At 47.1% G+C, this 21,158-nt stretch carries 17 protein-coding genes; 3 read left to right on the top strand and 14 right to left on the bottom strand.

The annotated features are described in order from the left end of the window. Positions 1-14 precede the first annotated feature (14 nt). The 13 genes from QNO02_RS09715 to QNO02_RS09655 form a co-directional block, all read right to left on the bottom strand. The gene (locus tag QNO02_RS09715) at positions 15-803 is read right to left on the bottom strand and encodes a class I SAM-dependent methyltransferase (RefSeq protein WP_133384211.1); all 789 of its coding nucleotides are present in this window, start codon (positions 801-803) and stop codon (positions 15-17) included. 199 nt (positions 804-1,002) lie between these two features. Continuing rightward, positions 1,003-2,970, bottom strand: coding sequence for a PTS fructose transporter subunit IIABC (locus QNO02_RS09710; RefSeq protein WP_289391898.1), 1,968 nt, complete (start codon positions 2,968-2,970; stop codon positions 1,003-1,005). A gap of 90 nt (positions 2,971-3,060) precedes the next feature. Beyond that, a complete protein-coding gene (gene pfkB, locus QNO02_RS09705; RefSeq protein ID WP_091032342.1) occupies positions 3,061-3,972 on the bottom strand; it encodes a 1-phosphofructokinase in 912 nt (303 codons plus the stop codon). A 2-nt stretch (positions 3,973-3,974) separates the two neighbouring features. After that, positions 3,975-4,721, bottom strand: a complete 747-nt coding sequence (locus QNO02_RS09700; RefSeq protein ID WP_017689448.1) for a DeoR/GlpR family DNA-binding transcription regulator — start codon at positions 4,719-4,721, stop codon at positions 3,975-3,977. A gap of 314 nt (positions 4,722-5,035) precedes the next feature. After that, positions 5,036-5,521: a hypothetical protein gene (locus QNO02_RS09695; RefSeq protein ID WP_091032345.1), complete on the bottom strand. Its 486-nt coding sequence runs from the start codon at positions 5,519-5,521 to the stop codon at positions 5,036-5,038. A gap of 134 nt (positions 5,522-5,655) precedes the next feature. Beyond that, the gene (locus tag QNO02_RS09690; RefSeq protein ID WP_289391897.1) at positions 5,656-7,086 is read right to left on the bottom strand and encodes an NAD(P)-binding domain-containing protein; all 1,431 of its coding nucleotides are present in this window, start codon (positions 7,084-7,086) and stop codon (positions 5,656-5,658) included. A gap of 319 nt (positions 7,087-7,405) precedes the next feature. After that, positions 7,406-7,645 carry a DUF896 domain-containing protein gene (locus QNO02_RS09685; protein WP_047842338.1) on the bottom strand — a complete coding sequence of 80 codons (240 nt, stop codon included), beginning with the start codon at positions 7,643-7,645 and terminating at the stop codon, positions 7,406-7,408. A gap of 110 nt (positions 7,646-7,755) precedes the next feature. Further along, on the bottom strand, positions 7,756-12,354 hold the full coding sequence (locus tag QNO02_RS09680) for a beta strand repeat-containing protein (RefSeq protein ID WP_502921860.1): 4,599 nt from the start codon (positions 12,352-12,354) through the stop codon (positions 7,756-7,758). 352 nt (positions 12,355-12,706) lie between these two features. After that, positions 12,707-13,666: an NAD-dependent epimerase/dehydratase family protein gene (locus tag QNO02_RS09675; protein ID WP_289392728.1), complete on the bottom strand. Its 960-nt coding sequence runs from the start codon at positions 13,664-13,666 to the stop codon at positions 12,707-12,709. Between the two features lie 119 nt (positions 13,667-13,785). Beyond that, a complete protein-coding gene (locus QNO02_RS09670) occupies positions 13,786-14,307 on the bottom strand; it encodes a TetR/AcrR family transcriptional regulator (protein ID WP_206105726.1) in 522 nt (173 codons plus the stop codon). A 232-nt stretch (positions 14,308-14,539) separates the two neighbouring features. Further along, complete coding sequence (locus QNO02_RS09665) at positions 14,540-15,322, bottom strand: hypothetical protein (RefSeq protein ID WP_143023575.1); 783 nt, start codon at positions 15,320-15,322, stop codon at positions 14,540-14,542. 29 nt (positions 15,323-15,351) lie between these two features. Then, positions 15,352-16,335, bottom strand: coding sequence for an ABC transporter substrate-binding protein (locus QNO02_RS09660; protein WP_133384207.1), 984 nt, complete (start codon positions 16,333-16,335; stop codon positions 15,352-15,354). 108 nt (positions 16,336-16,443) lie between these two features. After that, positions 16,444-18,045 (bottom strand): AraC family transcriptional regulator, encoded by a 1,602-nt coding sequence (locus QNO02_RS09655; RefSeq protein ID WP_289391896.1) that lies wholly within the window; start codon positions 18,043-18,045, stop codon positions 16,444-16,446. A 392-nt stretch (positions 18,046-18,437) separates the two neighbouring features. Between QNO02_RS09655 and QNO02_RS09650 the strand changes: the two genes are divergently transcribed. The 3 genes from QNO02_RS09650 to QNO02_RS09640 all read left to right on the top strand — a co-directional run bounded on the left by QNO02_RS09650 (position 18,438) and on the right by QNO02_RS09640 (position 19,931). Then, positions 18,438-18,857 carry a MarR family winged helix-turn-helix transcriptional regulator gene (locus QNO02_RS09650; protein ID WP_074094402.1) on the top strand — a complete coding sequence of 140 codons (420 nt, stop codon included), beginning with the start codon at positions 18,438-18,440 and terminating at the stop codon, positions 18,855-18,857. 29 nt (positions 18,858-18,886) lie between these two features. Beyond that, complete coding sequence (locus QNO02_RS09645) at positions 18,887-19,537, top strand: nitroreductase family protein (protein ID WP_091032364.1); 651 nt, start codon at positions 18,887-18,889, stop codon at positions 19,535-19,537. 97 nt (positions 19,538-19,634) lie between these two features. After that, positions 19,635-19,931 (top strand): putative quinol monooxygenase, encoded by a 297-nt coding sequence (locus QNO02_RS09640; RefSeq protein ID WP_289391895.1) that lies wholly within the window; start codon positions 19,635-19,637, stop codon positions 19,929-19,931. Positions 19,932-20,156: 225 nt separating this feature from the next. Here QNO02_RS09640 and QNO02_RS09635 read toward each other — a convergent pair whose 3' ends face one another. Next, on the bottom strand, positions 20,157-21,077 hold the full coding sequence (locus QNO02_RS09635) for an NAD(P)-dependent alcohol dehydrogenase (RefSeq protein ID WP_091032367.1): 921 nt from the start codon (positions 21,075-21,077) through the stop codon (positions 20,157-20,159). Between the last annotated feature and the right edge of the window lie 81 nt (positions 21,078-21,158).

Below are 21,158 nucleotides of genomic sequence, written 5' to 3'. Positions count from 1 at the left end.
TTTGTTTTACCTAATCAGACATGAGTTGGTTTAATCGCTTGGATATACACACTTTCTCCTTGGAAGCTGTCGAGCTTCCCGTTCGTTGTCACTTCAAAATTAAAAAATTTTCTGATGATGGATGGTGCGCTCAACATGCTCGCTTCAAGTTCCCTTCTCTCCCGTTCCGGCAGTGCTGCACGGTTACACCACTCTTCAAACTTAAAGCGCTTCTGGAAGGAAACCATCGTTTCCATTCGGAAGCCGGCATACTCCAGCATATGAATCCATTCTGTCTTGCGCCATGCTCGAACATGGCTTGCATCTCGGCACTTCTCCACTTCATTGTAAAACTGGTCATTCTCATCACGTTCAGGTGCCACGTTGTCAATGAATAACAACCTTCCACCGGGCTTCATAACTCGTAATGCCTCATGAACAAACGAAGAAACGTCCGGAAAATGGTGAGCAGCGATTCGGCAGGTTACAAGGTCAAAGATATCATCATCAAACGGCAGCTTCTCTGCATCCCCGGCAACAAAATCTACATTACCGTGTCCATTCCCCTGGATAAATCGTTCAGCTGCCTGAAGCATTTCCTCCGTTAGATCGAGGGCTGTCACCCGCTGAACAAGTGGAGCCAATGCATTAGCGACATGCCCTCCTCCAGTGGCGATATCCAGCACGTTCATATCCGGAGTGGCTTGAGATGAAGCCACGAGCAACGCGAGATCCTCACCTTTGGCATGCCCCGCACTCGTCACGTATTTTCCTGCATTTTTCGCAAACTGCTTCTGCACCTGACTTTTAATTACATCAGACATTCCAATTCCTCCTGCATAAGTTTCATTAGACGAAACATAGTTTCAAAATATAATTATATTTAGTTTACCACACATGAATGTAAAATCTAAATAAGCATTTTACACAAATCCGGAGGCAACTTTCCACTACCTGACGAAAAAGCTGAAATAAAAAACATCCCCCAAGTGAGTTTCACCCAGGAGATGTTTCTTATATTTGTTACTTCACAAGCGTTGGTGACTTCTTCCACAGTCCCAGAATCAGACCGGAGATCACAGAACCAATCGCAACAGCGAGCAGGAACAATAATGCGTGGTTCGCCAGTGCTGCAACAAAAATCCCGCCGTGCGGAGCTGGTACATTAATGCTCCACAGTTGTGTCAATCCGCCAGCAACAGCGGAACCCAGAATACAAGAAGTCAATACACGCAATGGATCAGCCGCAGCAAATGGAATTGCACCTTCTGTAATGAAAGAGAATCCAAGTACATAGTTAGTCAGGCCTGATTTACGTTCTTGCTCTGTGAATTTGGATTTGAAGAACGTTGTTGCAAGTGCAATCGCCAGAGGAGGCACCATACCGCCTGCCATAACCGCTGCCATCCATGCACCGTCTGTGTTACCACTGGATGTGAATACGCCGATAGCGAACGTATAAGCCGCTTTGTTGAACGGTCCACCCATATCGATGGACATCATACCGCCAAGCAACAAGCCCAACAATACCGCATTACCTGTACCCAAGTTACCAAGTGCATCTACAAGCCATGTGTTCAGGGAACCAAAGATTGGATCAAAGACATAGAAACTGATGGCACCCACGATCAGCAAACCAAATACCGGATACAGCAAGATTGGTTTCAAGCCATCAATCGCTTTTGGCAATCCTTTGAACAACTTACGGAGACCAATAACTACATAACCCGCCAGGAAACCGGCAGCCAAACCACCAAGGAAACCGGCGTTTGAGTTAACCGCCATCAATCCACCGACCATACCAGGCATCAGGGCCGGGCGATCACCAATGCTCATCGCGATAAATCCGGCAAGTACCGGAATCAGGAAGTGGAATGCACCTGTTCCGCCACCGATCGTTTGAAGCAGTTGCACAATCGGATTCTCAGGGCTAGCAAGCTGTTCGAACAAGAAGGAGATTGCTAGCAGGATACCGCCACCTACAACGAATGGCAGCATATGCGAGATACCATTCATCAGATCTTTATAGATTTTGCTACCTACACTGATTTTGCCACCGCTTGCGCCCTCTTCTTTGGCATTTCCGCCTTGGCTGCGATAGATCGGTGCATCACCGTTAACGGCCTTGCGAATCAGCTCTTCGGATTTACGGATTCCATCACTCACCGGTCTTTGCAATACCGGTTTGCCATCGAAACGTGCCATCTCCACATTTTTGTCTGCGGCAACGATAACCCCTTTAGCCCGAGCGATCTCATCAGCAGTCAGAACATTCTGCGCTCCTTCAGAGCCGTTTGTCTCTACGCGAATATTGATGCCCATTTCCTGAGCTTTCTTTTTAAGTGCATCTTCAGCCATAAACGTATGCGCTATACCAGTTGGACAGGCTGTAACCGCAACAACAAAATCTTCCGAATTTGCATTACCTACAATCACACCAGAGGTATTCTGTTGCTGACCAGTAGTAGAAGTGGATGCAACATTTGCTGCTTTTTCAGCTTTTGCTTTTTCTTTGGCTGCTTCCTTCACCGCTGCTTCTGCCTGTTTGGCATCAAACAAGGCACTAACTTCGGCAGGTGTATCTGTACTCATCAATTGTGAGATGAAATCGCTATCAATCAACAACCTGGAAAGAGCTGCAAGCGTACGCAGATGGGTATTACCTGCGCCTTCTGGAGCTGCAATCATGAAGAACACATGAGCTGGCTGATCATCCAACGCTTCAAAATCAAGCCCTTTTCTACTTTTGGCAAATACAACTGTTGGTTCGTTCACCGCTGTTGTTTTGGCATGTGGCATTGCAATTCCGCCACCAATCCCCGTGCTGGACTCAGCTTCTCTTTTATAGATCATTTCCTTGAACAGGACCGGATCATTAATTCGTCCGCTTCGGTTCAGGCTTGCAATTAGTTCATCAATAGCCTCATCTTTGGTTGTGGCTTGCAGGTCCATGATCATCGTTTCCTGGATCATCAAGTCTGTTATTCTCATCTTGGTACACTCCCTTAAGTTCAGTCGGCCTGCATAGGCAGGCCTCACTACATTACAATTACAATGAAAACCTTTTATATGGCCTTTAGACTAGATTGTCGTAATGGTTACTTGATTGCGCAATTCATCAATCAATTCACGTGTTGCCAGATCATCCGAGAACGCAGTCGCGCTTCCAGATGCAACCCCTGTGCGAAAAGCTTCCAGCAAATCTCCGCTCTGTACATAGGTACCTACGAATCCGCCAATCATGGAGTCACCGGCACCAACCGAGTTTTTCACAATGCCTTTTGGCACATTCGCATGATGAACTTCCGCTTTGGTAATGAATAATGCACCCTCACCTGCCATGGAGATCAACACATGTTTGGCACCGGCTTCCAGCAACTTACGCCCGTATAACACCAGTTCCTCGCGAGTATCAATCGTTACACCGAACAGTTCAGCCAGTTCATGATGATTTGGCTTCACCAGCAATGGTGCATGTTCAAGAGCTTCCATTAACGCAGGGCCAGTTGTATCAATCACAAATTCAGCACCCGTTTGCTTGCAGACTTTAATGAGACGATCATAAAAATCCGTTCCAAGTGAAGGCGGTACACTTCCGGAGAGAATGACAATATCTCCTTTTTCCAACGAAGACAATTTGTGAAGCAACTGCTCTGCCTCTTCTGCACTTATTGCAGGTCCAAGACCATTAATCTCTGTCTCTTCTCCATGCTTCAGCTTGATGTTAATGCGAGTATCGTCTGCAATCGTGACAAAGTCTGTCCGAATGTTATCTTCTTGCAACTTGTCATTAATGAAACGTCCAGTAAATCCACCAAGGAAACCAATGGCCGTGTTATCTGCTCCAAGTTGATTCAGTATGCGAGAGACATTAATGCCTTTGCCGCCAGGGAGCTTCAAATCCCGATTCATTCGATTCAATCCGCCAAGCTTCAGCTCATCAATTTCCACGATGTAATCAATGGACGGGTTAAGTGTTATCGTATATATCATCGTTATCCCTCAATTATTTTAGTTTTCTGGGCGATTCCAGGCCGCCAGTGTTCTGGCATCTGCTCGGTAATCAAATCGGCCTCCTCCAAATCAAACAATTTGGCAAAAGTAATTTCCCCTATTTTGCTGGAATCAGCCAGCACATAAGATTTTCCCGACAATTGATGTGCACGCCTTTTAATCAAGGCTTCCTCTGGATCCGGTGTTGTATACCCCATTTCGGGATCTACTCCGTTGCTTCCAAGAAAACATTTATCAAAACGGAAATTATCCATGTTCTGTAATGCGATACTGCCAATGACTGCTTTTGTATGAATTTTCATCATACCTCCAAGCAAATAACTGCGAATACGTTTGCTTACCAAAGCTTCAACATGTGAAAGTCCGTTGGTAACAACCGTTACGTCCTTAGCTTCAATAAAAGGAATCATGGCTAACGTTGTCGTTCCTGCATCCAAATAGATGCATTCGCCATTTTCGATCTCCTGTGCAGCCAAACGGGCAATCGTCGTTTTTTGTTGAATGTTTTTGAACGTTTTTTCTTCCATGCCCGGTTCCAGCGTTTTTTCATTCACCAGTGCGGCACCGCCGTGGATGCGTTTGAGCATCTGACGACTCTCCAGATCAATCAAATCACGCCTAATCGTTGATTCAGAAGCACCCAACACATCAACAAGCTCTTGTAACTTCACAATTCCCTGTAAATGTAAGCGCTCTATAATTGCAGCATATCGTTCTTCAGTCAGCATCTTCATTCCTCCAACTGCTTCTATAGTATCATAATCCACTCAAAAAACAACCACTTTCATTCAAAATAATTTAAAAACATTCAAAAACACGCATCTTTCGACTTATTTCCTTGTCCAATTGTCCCTTTCTCTGACGCCTGAACGCACATCTGATATTTTAGTCCCTATTTTATCGAATGGTGGTAACCTGACTTACTTCATGTTCTTAAAGTTGCAATTCCTTGCCCTTCGTGTCTCCATTAAAAATCCTGCAGCCTCCAGCGCTTGATGCGCGGCGTTGCAGGATTTTGCTTATCATGGGAACTTTATGACGTTTATGAATCTACAAACATTGCATCCGGTTTGGGTTTAAGCCATTTTCCATCTTCATTAATAAAAGCCCCCTTGAAGCGGCCCATCTCCAATTGTTCAATCAGCCTCTCCTCATCCATGGCCAAAATTTCAGCGAGCTGCCCCGAGGTGTAATAATGAGCGGGGTTGTAATCGAGCAGCACAGGAACAGACGTATCATATAGTTCTTTGATCAGATTCTCAAAAGAATGCCGACCCAGGTTCTCCATGTCTCTATAAAACTGCAAATGTTGGGACACCATATTACGGAAAGATTTATTCTCCAGATGCATCCACAACGTATTGCAGGCCTGAACACTCATATGATTTTGTTCCACATCGTAAAATTGAACTTCTTCAATCTTCATGTATTTCTCTTGAAATGCAACGATCTTAATCAAAGGTACATTCCGTTTACGTGACGCTTTCTTCAAATGGGCTCTAAATTGTTCATAGTTCATTTCATTCATCTATTATCCCTGCCTTTAACATGTTCCAACCGACATTTTACAACAAATTAAAGGCAAGTGTAACCTTCATCATATGAAAAACAAAAAAACGTGCAGCAACAGATGCCACACGTTCACAATATTATAGAGTGCGATTACTCAGCGAGGGCACCACTTTTCACCCACGTAGCCGTAAATTCCTGTTCTTCATATGCATAGAATTGTTGCAAAATAACCTCCCGATCATCGAGGAACAACTGATCCGCTATGGCAGAGACCAGTTTGGGCACCGCGCTCTTGGTTCCCGATATTGCCGATGCCGACAGACCACAGCTGGCAAGTGCAGAGTAATTGAATACAAACAGTCCATGCAACTGCTTCTCACCCTGTTCACTCCTGCTTGTCATTGCAAACCCGGAACTCAGGTATGGATGTGCGTCCAGCAACGCATTGCGATGCTCTGGCGGAGCCTGGTAACAGTCCTCCCAGCGCGCGATGTATGGCTCCACAAGCTTCAGTTCAGGACGGAGTGCCGGATCACTGAGAAGACCTGTGCTAATAATTAGAAAATCAAACTCATATGCTCCCTGTGCGGTATGCACAATCGCGCCTTGGTCCGTCGCTTCTACACTCAGCCATGGAGCGTTCAGATGCAGCTCGAATCCTGGCCAAGCTGCCGCACGATTAAACGTATCGTTGGTTGGCGGTTGATTGAATTTGAAGAAATGAGAGATCACTTCATATTTATCAGCAACCGGAAGAGCGTGGTATCGCTCGATCATACCGGATTGTTCCATCTGGCGAATAGGATTAACACTAGGCAGCTGTTCCCGCCGCACAAATACATGAGCTTCTGCCACACCAGTGGCAAGCGCATAACTGGCATTATCAAAAGCAGAAGCGCCGCCGCCAAGCACAGCAACCCTTTTACCTTTTAACCGATCAAAATCAATCGCTTCCGACGTATGGGCATACCGATCCCGAGGTAATCTATCCGCAATCATGGATGGCACATGCCACTCTCCACCACCTTGTATTCCCGTAGCAAACACTACTTTGCGAGCAAGTATAACATCCATCTGAGTTCCTGCCTTGTTCACATGAAGTCGATGTATTCCGTCCTCTGTTGGCTCAACCAGTGTCAATTTCACCTCATTAAGCACAGGCAGCTTCAATACTTCCCGATACCAGCGCAAATAATTCATCCAGTCTCCACGCGGGATCTTGTCTACCTCTTCCCAACCTTCGGGCCCAACCTGTGCTTCCCACCATGAGCGAAAGGTTAACGAGGGGATCCCCAGATCGATGGAAGTCAGATGCTTGGGTGTACGCAAAGTAACCATACGCGCATATGTCTCCCAAGGTCCCTCAAGCCCCGATGTATTCTCGTCAATGACGACAATATTGGAGATCCGTTCACGAAGAAGTCCAAATGCCGCCCCTAATCCACTCTGGCCTCCGCCCACAATGACAACATCATAGACATGACCATCCGCATGTTCTCTTGGACGCACCCAATTCGCGCCACCAAATGACAAATAAGCTAGATCTTTCTTCACACGTTCATTCAAAGCCTCCAGACTCATGATTCATCAACCCTTTCGAGATACATATATGAACTAGTCTTTCTTTAATTATTTGATGTGAGTTTTTTGTCAGTTATATTGAGGGGAATTGTGCTTTTTGTTTGTTTTCTGAAATATATTAGCGTTATTATATGAGTTATCAGAGATCATTTGAAGTTCGCGGTAGCTTTATTGTCATCAACACTAAAAATATCTAACATGCTTGTTAATTCGCACGAAATCCGAACTAGATTTTTGATGCAGTTCGTGCTGAACGAATGATTTGCAGAAAAAAAAGACAGACCAAGATGTAACCTTGGTCTGTCTTATTAAAGGAATGCTATTGGCCGGCTTGTTCACGGCGCTGCAATTTTTCATTGGTTAATTTCTCAGGGGTCACATCATGCCCCAGTGGGTCCACAACGGATACTGCCAGCATGGTTGTCAGTACCTGACCTCGAATAGCCTGCAAATATTGTTTTCTAAGCTCCTGCTGCTCGCTTTTTTCTGCTTTTGTCAAGCCCACGCTGCTGCGTTGTTTTCGACTTAATTCATTGATGCGTCCCAAAATAGGAATCATGTAATCCACCTCACTTGTTAGTCCAATTTCCGAAGATATTTCGAATATCTTCAAACTAACTTATTACAACTTTACGAATTTGTCCATAGGCGCAATCCGTTGAGAAGTGTTTAGGTGATCTCATGCACAGACCACACAATGCCATTTGTAGCACCACTGCCCAGATTCAACGTAATCGTCAGCCCGTTTGCAGCATAGAACAGTCCAATCACATCTCCCGCATTCAATGCCACTTCTACCGCCAAAGTAACTGCACCGCTTCCCAGCACTGCCCGCAGTGTTAGTAGTGTAACTGCTATATTGAGTACGGGCAATAAACCACTAACTAGCGTTGTAACTGTCGGTGATGTCCTCTGGACTAGAAAGGCTGGGTTAACTCCAGCACCCAGTGATAGGGCGATCGCTGCGGTCGTTGCATAATTGATCGTGGCCACAATGGAATATCTCCCTGTCACCGGGACCGTATAATTTCCTGTTGTTGCATTGAAGTTGGCATTACCGTAATAAGGACTCGTTGTCGTCCAGTTGGTTAACTGTGCGCTCGTTGCTGTCGAAAGTGTAGCCAGGAAGGCCGAGAACCCTTGTGTTGCAAAATTGGGGCCGGTTGGTCCAGTGGCTCCTGTCAATCCCGTGGCCCCTGTTGTTCCTGTAATTCCTGTTGCTCCCGTAGCTCCGGTTGCACTAGTTACACCAGTTATGCCGGTAGCTCCTGTAAGTCCGTTAGCACCAGTTGGTCCAGTCGGGCCGGTTGGACCTGTGATGCCTGTAACCCCAGTAGTTCCAGTAGCTCCGGCAACCCCAGTGACCCCAGTTGCACCTGTAGAACCAGTAGCTCCCGTTATTCCTGTTTCTCCAGTTGCTCCGGTCGCGCCAGTTATACCTGTAACTCCTGTTGTGCCTGTGGCTCCTGATACACCTGTGAGCCCTGTAGCCCCAGCTGCTCCGGTCGCGCCGGTCGGTCCCGTTACACCTGTCGTGCCGGTTACGCCTGTTAAACCCGTCTCTCCTGTAATACCCGTGGTTCCTGTTGCTCCAGTCGTACCTGTTGTACCCGTAACACCAGTTACGCCAGTTGTGCCGGTGGCACCTGTAATTCCAGTAGCTCCAGTCACACCCGTAATGCCAGTTACGCCGGTCGTGCCGGTTGGTCCTGTTTCACCAGTAATACCCGTTGGACCGGTGGCCCCTGTAGCACCAGTCGTACCTGTGACTCCGGTTGTACCTGTCGTGCCGGTTACTCCAGTAACTCCCGTAGATCCGGTCGCCCCAGTCGTTCCTGCACCCCCTGTTATACCTGTTTCCCCAGTGGCTCCGGTCGCACCGGTTGTACCCGTAACTCCAGTTAAACCAGTCGTGCCGGTTGGTCCTGTGGAACCAGTGGGTCCCGTCTCCCCAGTGCCACCAGTTGCTCCCGTCGCACCGGTACTGCCCGTAAATCCCGTAATACCGGTCGTCCCGGTGGCGCCAGTGATTCCTGTGATACCCGTACTCCCCGATGCTCCTGTTACCCCAGTCAGACCTGACACACCAGTCGTACCGGTTGGTCCCGTTACACCTGTCGTACCTGTAACGCCTGTTACACCCGTTTCTCCTGTAATGCCCGTGTTTCCTGTTGCTCCAGTTAATCCGGTAACTCCAGTTGGACCAGTGATTCCTGTCAGACCTGTTTCCCCTGTGATGCCAGTTGTGCCCGTTACGCCAGTAGCTCCGGTTGTTCCAGTCACACCTGTGATACCCGTAGTTCCGGTTATGCCGGTTATGCCAGTGGCTCCGGTGGGTCCCGATACACCTGTCGTACCGGTTGCGCCTGTTACACCAGTCTCTCCTGTAATGCCCGTGGTTCCTGTTGCTCCAGTAGCCCCGGTGGGTCCCGTCACACCAGTCGTACCTGTGACCCCTGTTAGACCCGTCTCACCAGTTTGGCCAGTTGTGCCGGTTATTCCTGTTTCACCAGTAATACCCGTTGGACCAGTGATTCCTGTTAGACCTGTTTCCCCTGTGATGCCAGTTATGCCAGTTATGCCAGTTATGCCTGTTACACCAGTAGCTCCCGTAGTACCCGTACTTCCCGTTGCTCCAGTCGTACCCGTTTCCCCTGTGACCCCAGTGGCTCCGGTCGCACCGGTTGGTCCTGTGAACCCTGTTTCTCCAGTTGATCCCGTCACACCAGTCGTACCTGTCACCCCTGTTGGACCTGTAGCTCCAGTAGTTCCGGTTGCACCAGTAACTCCCGTGATACCCGTTGCCCCAATCGTACCTGTTGGTCCTGTTTCACCAGTAATCCCTGTTAGTCCAGTAGTGCCTGTCGGACCGGTTATACCAGTAACTCCAGTCGTACCTGTCACCCCTGTTAGCCCCGTCTCTCCAGTTGTACCAATTGTTCCGGTTGCGCCGGTTACTCCTGTGGCACCGGTACTTCCTGTTTCTCCAGTCGCACCCGTAGGACCTGTAATACCAGTTGCACCTGTACCTCCTGTTAGACCCGTCTCTCCAGTGACGCCAGTAGCTCCGGTGGTACCCGTAATCCCCGTCGTTCCGGTGTTTCCTGTAGCACCCGTACTTCCGGTTGCTCCAGTAATTCCTGTTGAGCCACTAACTCCGGTTGCACCTGTGACCCCTGTTGGACCTATATCTCCAGTAGCTCCGGTCTCTCCAGTGAGGCCTGTTGCACCGGTCACACCAATTGTACCCGTAACGCCAGTTAAGCCAGTCGAACCGGTTGGCCCTGTTTCGCCAGTGACCCCGGTTATGCCAGTAGCTCCGGTGAGTCCTGTCGCGCCAGTTACACCAGCAATTCCTGTTGTGCCACTAACTCCGGTTGCACCTGTAACACCAGTTGTTCCCGTCGCACCCGTAGGACCTGTAATACCAGTTGCACCTGTACCTCCTGTTAGACCCGTCTCTCCAGTGACACCAGTGGCCCCGGTTGCTCCAGTTGCTCCAGTCACCCCAGTCGGTCCCGTCGCTCCTGTCGTGCCTGTGAATCCTGTTAGACCCGTTTCCCCAGTGACACCAGTCAGTCCGGTAGCTCCGGTCACGCCTGTGATACCCGTGGTTCCAGTAAAGCCAGTTAGTCCAGTTGTACCTGTAATCCCTGTGGCTCCGGTCTCACCGGTGATTCCGGTTCCCCCTGTTGGACCGGTATCTCCAGTAGTTCCAGTTGCACCAGTAATTCCTGTGGCTCCTGTTACACCAGTATTGCCGGTTATGCCAGTAACGCCGGTTGAACCTGTACTTCCCGTTGCCCCTATTGCCCCAGTAGATCCTGTAGCACCTGTAACTCCGGTTGTACCTGTCGTACCTGTAATTCCTATTTCTCCAGTAGCGCCGGTCGGTCCTGTCTCACCTGTCGTGCCGGTGATCCCTGATAGACCCGTCTCTCCAGTGGCACCGGTATTTCCCGTTACTCCTATATCCCCAGTGAGTCCTGTCACACCAGTCGTACCTGTGACTCCGGTTGTGCCAGTGGCACCAGTTGCTCCGATCGCACCTGTGCTACCTGTAAATCCAGTAATACCTGTTGCACCGGTCACTCCAGTCGTTCCTGTTGTGCCCGCAATTCCAGTAACGCCAGTCAATCCGGTTGTACCTGTTGGTCCTGTTTCACCAGTGACCCCGGTGGGTCCCGTTAGACCAGTCGTACCTGTAACTCCTGTTAGCCCCGCCTCACCAGTACTTCCTGTCGCTCCGGTGAACCCTGTCAAACCAGTCGTGCCGGTCGCACCTGTACTGCCCGTAGATCCAGTAATCCCTGAAGCACCAGTATTTCCAGTAACGCCAGTGATGCCTGTCGTGCCTGTTTCGCCAGTTGCTCCCGTCACACTCTCACCAGTACTTCCAGTAGATCCGGTTACACCCGTAATTCCAGTAACTCCCGAAGACCCAATCCCCCCAGTGGCACCAGTTGCGCCGATCGCACCTGTAATCCCTGTCGTGCCGGTTATGCCAGTATTTCCAGTTGGACCCGTACTTCCCGTTGCTCCTATCGCCCCAGTAAATCCTGTAGCGCCTGTAACTCCGGTGATACCTGTTTCTCCAGTAGATCCAGTCAAACCAGTCTCACCGGTTGAGCCGGTCGTACCTGTAATCCCAGTTTCGCCTGTAGTCCCTGTCGGTCCCGTTACACCAGCCGGACCCATAGCTCCTGTAGTACCGGTTATGCCTGTTGCTCCAGTAGCCCCGATTGGTCCCGTCACACCAGTCGAACCGGTAATTCCCGCCACTCCAGTCACGCCCGTGATCCCTGTGAATCCAGTAATACCGGTTACTCCAGTCGGTCCTGTTAAGCCCGTTGCTCCAGTAAATCCTGTTTCACCAGTAGATCCTGTTAGTCCCATCACACCAATTCCAGTTGGACCAGTTGCTCCAGTGAACCCGGTAGCCCCAGCTAATCCTGCAACTCCAGTTGGACCTGTAACTCCGGTGCTGCCCGTAAAGCCGGTTATACCTGTATTTCCTGTAGCCCCGGTCATGCCTGTAACACCAAATCCGGTATTTCCAGTTGCGCCGGTTGTTCCTGTGACTCCAGTCGATCCAGTCCCAGTCGCACCTGTAACTCCTGTGCTTCCTGTAGATCCAGTTGCTCCCGCTTCACCCGTTGGACCGGTCTGACCTGTAGATCCTGTAGTTCCAGTCACACCTGTCGTGCCCATCAGTCCGGTAGCTCCGGTTAACCCAGTAGCACCTGTTGCTCCCGTGTATCCTCTCATTCCCCGATAACCCCGTGGGCCGCGAAGGAAAGGAATCCTGTGACTTTTCTTTTTTTTGCATTTACGTCTGCTTTTCTTACAAGACTTACTCTTCTTCTTTGGGATAGAGTGTTTTTTTGCTTTTTTTGCTTTCCGTTTACCTGTACTGATTGAGGAAATTTTGCGTTTCCTTTTGGACATACCGCTCACAAGAAAATCCCCCCTCCTTGTACACCACGTCAAATCCCCGCATTTTACAATAGTACACTCTATGCCCCGGACTAGCTTTGTGCGCCCCCAATTGAATATACCTATGAAACCTTCAAAGTTAGTGATCAATCAATTACTTTTCTCCAAAAAAATATATTCCCCTCTACTCCCCCCGCAACTCCAACTCCTTAATCGTCAACTTAATTCCTTCTTCAAAAGATGTTGCCACAACTGGGCCAATCCGTTCCACATACTTCTGTCTACTCAAGATCAGGGGTTCCTCGGTCAGATATAACATCTCTACAATTTCTTTCATAACGGGTACACCTAGTCCAATCAAAGACAATCCCACTCTTCCTAACGCCATCACAGGTTTGCTTCTTCCAGCAGCCTTCTGTGCCAATCGCACGATGTCATGACCCGAGATGATCCCCGATCCAGGAATGTTCCAGTTCTGTCCATACGTCTTCTCTCTGCTTGCCAGCTCCACCACCATGACCGCAGCATCCGGTAAATAGATGTACTCTCTGGGTACCTTCATATTCCCGATAAAAAAAGCCATCTTTCCTTTTGCTATTGCTTCAAGTGTTGAACCCAGATAGGAAGCTTGATTGGCCGATGGGCCATAATAGTCTGGCAAGCGAACAATCATCACCTGAGCTCTGGTCCATCTTGTGCTGAATAACATCTGTTCATATGCAAGTCGTGTCTTGCCTTTGCGGGTATGTGGCTGTTTCGGATGTTCTTCGGTTACTTCCTTCATTTGTCTTCTGCCATAAGGGTAGATTCCGTCTATTACCACCACATTCAGACCCAAGTGTTCTGCTGCCGCCATCACGGATTCGCCGAGCGGAATCAGCCTGCTCTCCATCTCGTTATAAGGGACATTCGCACAATGAAATATGACATCGCATTCCTGTGTAGCAGCAATAATATCATCCGACCGAAATGCATCTCCAACTCCGATTAACAGGTGATCCGGAGATCCCAATTTTACCGCAAGCTGCTCCAGTTTTTGACGGGAGCGCCCAAATGCGATCGTAGAAATCCCTCGTCTAATCAATTCCTCCGTAATCGCTGCACCTGTTCCACCTGTGGCTCCAATCACAATAGCTTTTTTCATCATATATCAACCTCTCTCACCCATTTAGTTATTGATCAATTACTTACCTGAAAACAATATAAACCATAATTAGTGATTGATCAATAACTAAAATTCAAAAAGGGACTTTCCCTCCCCCTCTATCGTTCCTTCAGCTCCGGCATATCCAGTGCATTAGATACATTACACAACATCCCGATTGCCAGAAAAATCATGGTTCTTTTCAGCGGTTCAGCCATTCCTGCAACGGTGAAAGCTTCCAGTACCATACTTCGTACATCACTAATGCCTTTTTGCATGGCCTGACGAATGACTTCCTCCCGGATCGTTTGCGCCTGCATCTGAAGCAAGATTTCGCTCTTGTGCGATTCCAGAATCTTATCATAGGCTTCTATGAGATCATTCTCTAACTGATCTGGCGTCGCCGTCTCCACCACAATTCGAAACGAATCAATCACCCGTGTCCATGAGACCTCAATTGCAGTTAATAATAAAGCTTCTTTTGTTTTGAAAAAACGAAATATATACGGCTGTGAGATCTGTGCCCGTTCAGCCACCTGAGCTGTAGTCGCACGATAATAGCCAATTTCCGCGAAGACGTCAATTGCTGCAGAGATAATATCATTTCGCCGGTTAACTGACGCTATTGTTTCCTTAGCCATGATAATCCTCCCTCCAATAGTTAGTGATTAATTGATCAATAGCTTGAAGTATAACGAATACTATCCCTCAATGCAAAGGTATCTTGACCTTGTACAAAGCCAACAAACCCGCAGACGCTGGCTCAAGCCGCTGCAGGTGTAGCTTGTCGATCATAGATTCTACCCACTGGAAACCGAAGAGAACATGGATTGTCTGAAACAGTTTCGTACCATGCATTACAAGAGTGTCTGTTCACTGATGGAGAAGTTTGCGCAATCGGGATTCCGAATCCAGCTTCGGACAACTATTACAATATCCATGTGCGTGACTGCCGCTCCCAACCTGATATGCCAAACAACAATATCGGCGTATCAGGAACGGCGGTCCCTGCCACTTGGGATGATCAAAGCGATGCAGCTCGAAGGCAAATGAAAATGCATTTTCATTTTGTTGTTTGTCAAGCCATATGCTTTGATCTTCCTTGATCTGTTCAAGCCGTTCATCTGTCTTCCAAATGCTCCGATCATTGATCATTCGTGCATACAATTGTTGCACATTATGGGCAACCAGAGACCACATGACCTTATCGCTCGCTCCTGTACTAACGGCTACTGCTCGCAGAACAGGTTCCAGATGTAACAGCATTCTCTTCTTGAGCAAGCCACTCTCTGATCTGCGCTGAACAGGATCTCCACCCTCCAGAAAGGAGCTCTTCAGCCGAGTCTCATATCGCATGCCACCTGCTCCATTCAATTCAAACCGAACATCATCGTCTGCAATGCTAAGTATAGTATCGTATAGACTGAATGCTGAGATTACGGACATAACAAATACGGAGTAACGTTTGGCAAAAAGTGTACCGACGGCCACACTTCCTTTGCCGCCCAGTTGAAGCCCTTGCTGCACAGCCTGTTCATGCAATATCGAGTTTCGTTTCTCATCATTCAGCACATCCTTCACACGAATAGGATACTTGGAATCATCGCAGTCCACTCGAATCGTCGTCACAAAAAATTGCTGTAATGCTTCAGACATCTCTGAAAAATCATGTCTTAGATAACGTCTCATCTATTAATCATGTCTTCAACTTCGTTGATAATCTCGCTTCGCCCAATTGCTCCCCAGCCCTTAAACAACCAGAACGAATCTGTCGTATAGACCTGATCTGCACCAACAGCCGGTACTCCCTTCCAGAGTGAGCTTGCATTGATGTTGTTTAAATACTCATCGGCATTCGGGTCAATCTCCAGAACTACGAAATCAGCATCCACATCTGCAATTTTCTCCATGGACAGGTCCTCACGTTGTTCGGCAGGTGTCACAGTCGTTGGCACAAATCCAAGATCATGATACAAAAGTGTGTTGGTTGGATGTCCTTTTGCCGCGTAAATCTGCAAGGTCTTCTCTCTTACACGCAGATAAGCCAGCTTTTTTTGATCCAGTTGTTCGATCTTCGCCTTTAGTTGCTGCGTCTGCTGCTCTACCTCGGCTATCTTTTCTTTTGCCAGATCCACTTTGTTGTACATCCCGGCAATGGTCAACAGATCCTGTGTCCAATAAGTTGTATCATCTGCATAATCCAGCCATTCAGTACCAAGTACAATCGTCGGAGCGATTTTCTCCAACTGTTCATACGTGCTCTCCGCAGTTCGACTCTCAACAACGATGACATCCGGATCAATCTGAAGGATAGCCTCCAGGTTAGGACTATCTGCCGACCCTACCGTTGCAACGCCGGCAAGCTGATCTGCAAGGTAAGGCAAATAATCTCCTCCGTAACGAACTTCTACATTAACGCCTGCTGGTTTCTCACCAATCGTCAACATGTGATCGATGTAAGCAGCAGATAATACCACCATACGCTCTATCTTTTGCGGTACAACCGCTTTTCCTTTAAGATGCTCAATCGTTTGCGTACCACTCTCTTCCACAGGTGTATCCTGTTGCGGAGGCGTTGCTTCCGTTACTTCTGATGCCTTGCTACATGCCGTCAGAACAAGCACAAGCAGGGCCAACAGTATCATCGTTGCTGCTCTCTGTCTTACCATTTGTAGTGAATCCCCTCTACTATTTAATAATAATAATCATTATCACTATAGTAGGGAAAAGCGTACAGGCTTACCATGGATTATTCCACTCTCTTCTCTTGCACAATATCACCGTAAGGTAACCCCAAGTTGCTCTGCCACATATTGCATGGCCCACATGCGTCCGGTTGGACCCAGCGTTTTGAAGAAAATATCTCCTGCATTATATACATGGCCTACTTGAACAGCCTTTAATGCCAACCATGCGCTGGATTGCTGCAATTGCCTCAGTTGAGCACGTGCCTCTTCTGTGGGATCGACCATTACAAACACATGATCCGCGTCGTATAAATGCAAATCGCGAACTTTACTCTCTACAGCCCACTGTTGTTCCGGAAAATCACGAGGCAAATAAAATCCCAGATCATCATACAACAGGGCCCCTGTCTGATTATTCAATCCATACATTCGGTAGAAATGAGAAGTCACCCGGATGAACATGGCACTCTGTTTCCCCCACCTCGATTGAATGCGCCCTCGAAGAACCCGGCTCAGTTCAGCATGTTGTTCTATCCACTGTACAGCCTGCTCGGTGCGGCCCATAATATCCGCCATATACAGGAGCCTCTCGCCAAAATGGTTGGTGTGCTCCAGCATGGTGGTAGGCGCAATACGATGCAGGGAGTCATTTGGCTCCAAACGATCACTTGTAATGATCAGGTCCGGTTGGACTCGCCTCAAATCATCATAGTTCTGATTGAAGCTATCCAGGATAAGTCCCTGATGACTGTGTGCTTGAAGCGCAGGTATGGCAATATGACGAGCCACCCTCTGACCATAGGATAAAGCGGATACTGGCCTCAAACCGAGCGTTATCACATAATCGTCCAACCCGTAATACAAGGTAGCAATGCGATTCACTTTATTTTTCATATACAACGTTGGGGCGATTCCTTCGTTTTTCTTGAAGACTCTGCTGAAATAGTGCTCGTCCTTATAACCCACTTGCTCCGCAATTTCCTTGATCTTATCTGAAGAAAATAACAGTCGCTTGGCCTTTGCCATACGTAGTTTCAGTATATATTCAATCGGGGTCATATTTAATTGTCGTTTGAATGTTCTTATAAAATGATTCACACTAAGCCCTGCCATGCGGGCCATCTGATCAATTCGAATGTCTTCCGTATACTGATGCGTCATATACTCAAGTGCCAAATCCATCCCTGCTACAGGGGGAGTTGCTTCTTTCACGTGCATCATTAACTGAATCAACAACTGATGCAAAAGATGTTTCCTGCGCGTCTTTTCCAGACTCGTGATGGAGTACTTTCCACTCACCAGGGTATCCATCATCTCCTGAATATCACGTGTATTGGAAGGAACATTAAGTTTGCCCGTCACAGGGAGATCAAATGCCCCGGTATGCCAAGCATTCTTACGCCGGGTAAGTGTAACACAGGAAAATAAAATGATCTGATATCGGACAGGTGCTTCCATATCCGTCTGAAACTCCACATGCATTCCTGGCTTCAACAAAAACCACTCGTCTTGAGACACTGTATGTACAATGTTATCCATAGACAAAGATCCCTTGCCAGCGATGACCCTGCAAATGGCGAACCTTTTCCAGATCCGACGCTGAACAGCCCCCGGATTGCTAGAGTAATGGCAGACGTGGACAGCAGAGAAATGTAGTTGCTCCAGTTGTTTGATCCAATCATTTTCCTCCATGATGACGTCACCTCCCTGTTTGGATCGAACCCTGTAATCGTCTGATTAAACCATATTTTTTGCCTTTCATTTAATTATAGATAGATTGATAACAATTCTCAATAACATAAACAATCAATATTAACTTATCTATTTGGACATCCTATACGGACTACAATGTAACGTAGCGGGATAATAACGCTAGAATCAGCAACATTTTCTAACCTGTTGCAAAATCATAAAAGGCATGATATATTAATTGAGCCATCAATGATTGACGCATCAAATATTGATACATCAATGATCGAGAGCATCCAAATAATCATTAGGCAATGGCATTGTATACTGCAACATTAATCATTGGTTAACATACGCCGTTGTTCATGATTCAGATTCACCCGGGAGGTCTAGTCATGACACGTATTGTTTCCAAAGAAGAACAAATCATCAATCTGTTGAACGTGTTGGGTAATAAAATCAGTCCCAAGTTTGAACGCTGTACAGGTATCAGTTCCTCTCGCTTTGAAATTCTGCATGAGCTGGATCAGGTGGATGAGATTAACCAATCCATGTTGCAGAAAATCATTAATATTGATAGTGCTGCGATTACACGCCACTTGAAACAGCTTGAGGCGGACCTGATGGTTACAAGACGTAAGAATCCCGATGATAATCGGGTCACTTTTGTTCGTTTGACGGACCACGGTCGGAAGCAGATTGAAGGCTACAAAGCAGAGAAGACCAATTTTATCAATCAGATTTTACAGGATTTTAGTGAAGACGAAGTTCAGTCACTCGCCGATTTCCTGGAACGTATGCAGAACAATTTCTAAACCCATATATATAGAGGAGAGATCCATTCATGAGTACAATTCAAAGCAAATTCCAAAAAACCAATGATTTTAACGAAATTACCTACGGCCGCCGTTCTGTTAAGCTTTACGATCCTGAAGTAAAAATCAGCCGTGAAGAAATGACTGAAATTCTGGCAGAAGCTTCCCGTGCACCATCTTCGATCAATTTGCAGCCTTGGCGTTTTCTGGTTGTAGATACGGCTGAAGGTAAAGAAAAACTTGCTCCACTTGCAAGATTCAATCAAAATCAAGTGTTGACTTCCTCCGCAGTCATTGGCGTATTCATTGACATGAAAAACGCGGAACATATGGAAGAAATTTTTGGTAAAGCTGTAGAACTCGGTTATATGCCACAAGAAGTCAAAGATATGCAACTCTCAAAAGTATTGCCTTATTATGAAAGTATGCCTGCTTCCGCTATTCGCGAAGTTAATATGATCGACGCTGGCCTTGCTTCCATGCAATTAATGCTTGTAGCACGTGCTCACGGTTATGATACCAACCCAATCGGTGGTTACGAAAAAGATCAAATTGCAGAAGCATTTGGCATGGACAAAGAGCGTTATCAAGCGGTTATGCTGATCTCGATCGGTAAATCGGCCAAAGAAGGTCACCCATCCTACCGTCTGCCTGTAGAAACAATCACAACTTGGGCATAATATCAGGGACGGTTTCCCTGTAAGTCACGATTTTACTAGTTAATAAGCATACATTCTTAACACATTCCAAACAAACACAATATGGAGGTTTTACATTATGATTATCATTCACGCTCATCTGCAAGTTAAACCGGATCAAGAGCAAGCATTCCTCGCAGCTGCGAAAGAACTGATTGCTGCTACACGTCAAGAAGAAGATAACATCAGCTACGATTTGGCAAAAAGCACAGAACGCGAACAACAATACACGATGATCGAGCTGTGGAAAGATGAAGCTGCTACAGCATCCCACAACACAAGCGCGCATTTCCAAGCTTTTGTTCAACAAGCAGCAGCATTCATGGCCGCTCCAATGAACGTTGAAGTATTTGCTGGAGAACAAGTTAAAGCTTAATAGCTCATTAACTGCCATGCGTATCTTGCATGTGAATAAGCTGCTCTTGGTCATATGACCGAGGGCAGCTTTTTGTATTATCAGGTTAGCCAGTAATTACTGGTTGGCCTTATAAAATGTTCTTTCAGCAAAACCAGTAATTCTACGATCCTCAGATTGACTAAGATAGCTGATTGGGAGCTAAATCATTTCCATTAGAAGATCATCCCCCGTGTATGACGTCGTTTAGTTCTCATGTTTGACCGTAATCACGACATTTCCCCTCTTTCGCCCTGTTTCCACATAACGATAAGCTTCCTGAATTTGCTCCAAGGCATAACGTCTGTCAATCACTGCTTGCATCTCACCAGCCTCCATCAACTCTTTAAGAAGTAGCAGATCCTTTGCAGTGACCCTTGCGATGCCTTGCCCCTCAACAGTGACATATGTGCCGTTAGGTGCCAATAGGTGCCGACACTGACCTTTCGAGACTTTGCCAACTGCATCCAATATCAGATCATACCGCTGACTTGTTTTTGTAAAGTCTTCCTTCATATAATCTATAACATGCTCGGCACCAAGTGACTTCGCGAACTCCACATTCGTTGTACTGCATACCCCCGTCACTTCTGCTCCAAAATATTTCGCAAGCTGTACAGCAGCAGTTCCTACGGCTCCCGAAGCTCCATAGATGAGCACTTTCATTCCCCGTTTAATGTTTCCTTTGCGCAGAAAATATAAGGCCGTAGTTCCACCGAACGGAATTGCTGCTGCTTCCTCATACGTTGCGTTGAGCGGTTTCAGAGCGACTGGATCCTCTTCGGATAGACATATATACTGAGCATGGGCACCAAAAGACAATCCATTGATGGCATACACCTGATCACCTAACTTAAATTGCTTTACTTCCTTGCCAATCGCCGTAACTTCTCCTGCCAACTCTACGCCCAGGACCGAATTTCGAGGTTTTCGGAATCCCAAAAAAAGACGCATCGGTACCCAGTACAGAAACGGAACATTGGAACCACGAACTCTGCAGTCCCCGGATGTTACAGTTGTTGCGTGTATTTTAATCTGAATCTCATGATCTTTGGGTGATGGCTTCGCTATGTCTCTAAGCTGCAACACATCTGGTGATCCATACTTCGTACATATGATAGCTCTCATATCTTTCCCCCCACATGTTCCTGTTTGCCAAGAGTATATCTGGAAGTGGGTTCGGCCCCTAGATACTAAAGTATCGTTTCA

This window comes from Paenibacillus sp. PK1-4R (assembly GCF_030369595.1).
Lineage (GTDB): Bacteria > Bacillota > Bacilli > Paenibacillales > Paenibacillaceae > Paenibacillus.
Note: the sequence above shows the minus strand (reverse complement) of the source record. Positions and strands in the feature narration are given on the sequence as shown.